Annotated in this window: 2 protein-coding genes and 1 pseudogene; 1 reads left to right on the top strand and 2 read right to left on the bottom strand. The window is 55.3% G+C overall.

The genetic code is table 11. The features are described from left to right. Positions 1-70: 70 nt before the first annotated feature. Positions 71-1,507 (bottom strand): recombinase family protein, encoded by a 1,437-nt coding sequence (locus AUL38_RS16540; protein ID WP_083506985.1) that lies wholly within the window; start codon positions 1,505-1,507, stop codon positions 71-73. Positions 1,508-1,558: 51 nt separating this feature from the next. Here AUL38_RS16540 and AUL38_RS16535 point away from each other — a divergent pair. Continuing rightward, positions 1,559-1,750 (top strand): annotated as a pseudogene (locus tag AUL38_RS16535) (endonuclease NucS domain-containing protein); the annotation flags it as partial. 62 nt (positions 1,751-1,812) lie between these two features. Here AUL38_RS16535 and AUL38_RS16530 read toward each other — a convergent pair. Further along, positions 1,813-2,313, bottom strand: a complete 501-nt coding sequence (locus tag AUL38_RS16530) for a hypothetical protein (RefSeq protein WP_059063920.1) — start codon at positions 2,311-2,313, stop codon at positions 1,813-1,815. Positions 2,314-2,662: the final 349 nt, after the last annotated feature.

The following is a 2,662-nucleotide window of genomic DNA, read 5'->3' as shown; positions in this document are numbered from 1 at the left end:
TCGAATACGAGACCATCATGAACGAACAGGTCGCACTCGCGGCCTGACCAAACTGTCACCTAAACGTGCATCAGACCCATGGGTCAAAACGGGCAGCCACCCCATCAATGTAGTAATACGGCTTCGTTATTCCTTTAGTAATAACTATTCTTTCGATCAAGCTTTCTGCAAGCGCCCGCTTCCAGTCATCAGACTCCTCCGCCCACGCTTCTTCCACAGTCTTGCCGACTGGGAGCATTGAAAGCACTGCATTACTGCTCGCATACCGCGTGAGAAGCCGCCCAATGCGTTCTAGCTCTTCATTCGCAGCTGACTTCGCTCGTTCAAGTTGAGGCCGCGTGAGAAGCCCTACGGCGTAATCATCGACAAACTGGTTGAGGCGTTCCTGCTGTTTCCTGCGGTCTTCTAGTAGACCCTTGATGATGCCCGAATCTTTCTCGTCGACTCCGAGAAGCTCAAGTACTGCCGAACTCTTTAGGTGGAAGAAGATACTCTCCCTCACCCAGTGCTCTAGAGCGTCCGCGTTACGGGTCACTCCCCCGCAGCCATGCTTCTTTACGGCGTCTCCCTGGACCCTGCATTGATACGTCCGTCGAATAGGCCGCTGGGGATTGTCTCGCTTGGTCATTCCGTTCAAAGGCATCCCGCACGCGCCACAGAATAGGACTCCAGTCAGGAGGTATTTGCGGGGCTTCGGAACGCCAGCTTTTGCCTCCGCTCGGATGTCGAGGAGTGCCTGCAGCCTTTCCCATGTATCCGCATCAAAGATTGGCTCCCAGATTGCCTTGTACTCGATGCCCTTGTAGATGCGCACACCCTTGAAGCGAGGCTTGCGCAGCATGTTGCGGACAGTAATCGGATACCAGAGTTTGCCTGTAGTGGTTCTAAAGCCTTGCTCATTTAAGTGCCAGGCGATGTGTTTGAAAGATTGACCCTTAAAGACCATCTTGGCCATCTCACGAAGAACTGCAGCTTCACTTGGCTCTATGGTGATGCGGTCTTCCTTGTACCCGAATACACGCCTCCCACCCTTATGCGGCAGCCCCTGCTTTGCCGAGCGTGCAGCGTTGTCTCCCATACGCTCTGAGTGCTTCTTGGACTCTTCCCTGTCCATCGTGGCTCGAATACCTATCTCGAACTCCGATATGAAGCCAGAAGGGGTAGCTACAGAGCGGTCGAGGTCGAGGTTCGCTTTCTCAATCGCTTCGAGTAGCGGAGCCCATCCTGGACCACCTCCACGACTCAGGCGGTCGGTCTTGTAGGCCATGACCATCTGCCAGTCGCCATTCTCGAAGCCCTTAAGGAGTTCCTTGAACTTCGCACGAGTGCGGCCACGGTTCTGATACCCAGAGGTGGAGGGTGGTTCTGCAAGTACTGAGACGACATCCACGCCCATTCGCTCAGCGGCGAGGCGGCAGGTCTCGATTTGGTTTTGTATAGATTCTGATCCGTCAATCGTCCTTGATTGACGTGCATAAATAACTGCTTTTATGGCGGTTTTCTCCATTAAATGACGCCCTTATTTACTCATGAATAGGCGTGTTTGCCTAGTCCTAAGGGCGTCGAGCAGCTCACCCGCTACCTCGAGCTCATGAACCGCGACCCGCTGCTCGCTCCGGTTTCTGGCGTCTTTGCGGCGCAGGAGATCAAGCCGCAGGCGCGCACCCTCGCCGAGGATCGCGGCATCCGCTGCCTCGTGCTCGACTACGACGCGATGCGCGGCATGGAAGACAAGAACACGCTCTTCTAGTAAATCCCTGCTGGCTCGTGCCTCAGCTTCGCCCGCACCATCCTCACATCGAGGCCGTCGAATCAGTCGGCGCCAACAGCTAGCTCAGCGGTTTCGATGAAGGTGTACATGGCTTCCCACATGCTGCAGCTGTCGTCGAGAAGTGGGAGTCTCACGGTGACTTCTTGCCCGCGGAAGATGCCAAAGACGACTGCTTGCGCAGCTTCGGCGTCGAGTTTGATCGAGGTCAGTCTTGCACCCCCACCTACGTTTCTCAGGAGTACCGTTAGGCTGAGATCGCGATGGATCTCACGCCACCTGATTGGCAGATTTACTTCCGCGGGCGCGAATGCTTCTTCAATGAAAACGTTCTCGTTGATGGTGACGCCCCAGCTTGCGCTGAACTGTTGCGCAATTGTGGAGGCGGCCGCATCAAACAGGCATGAAATCGGCTGCGACCCAGGCTTGACGCAATGAAGTCTGACTTTCTCTGGCCCAAAGTCGATTCGCGAGACAACAATAGCCTCTGCAATAACCGCCGACTCTGCTAGAGCCAGTTCGAACAGGAAATCTCCCTCGTGCATGCTGTGCAGCCTCCGTTTCGCCCCTGGGCTACAGATTGTCGGACGAGGGCAGAGTATCAGTGGCTCTTCGTAGTTGATGGCGCACAACTCGGCGATCAGCAAGCACTCGCGAAGTACACAACCACCGTGAGCCACTGGACACTCAGGCTCGGAAACGCCACCGCATTGAACTCCCCAGGGCACCTCTCTCAGGATTCACAGGTCGACAAGCACGACGAAAAAGCTTCAAAAAACTTTTCAACAGACCCCGTTTTGAGCCACAGGTGAGTGCTTGAATGTCGGTGGTGCGTGTTTGACTACCGTCATGAATCAATCACTGCAGATCCAGGACGAGGCCATCACCGGCCTC

The organism is Leucobacter sp. G161 (assembly GCF_001482305.1).
Lineage (GTDB): Bacteria > Actinomycetota > Actinomycetes > Actinomycetales > Microbacteriaceae > Leucobacter.
The sequence above is the reverse complement of the archived record's forward strand: the minus strand, read 5'-3'. Positions and strand labels throughout refer to the sequence as shown.

Coding starts and splice junctions, on each gene's coding strand:
- AUL38_RS16530 (WP_059063920.1), bottom strand. CDS start 2,313: ATGCACGAGGGAGATTTCCTGTTCGAACTGGCTCTAGCAGAGTCGGCG.
- AUL38_RS16540 (WP_083506985.1), bottom strand. CDS start 1,507: ATGGAGAAAACCGCCATAAAAGCAGTTATTTATGCACGTCAATCAAGG.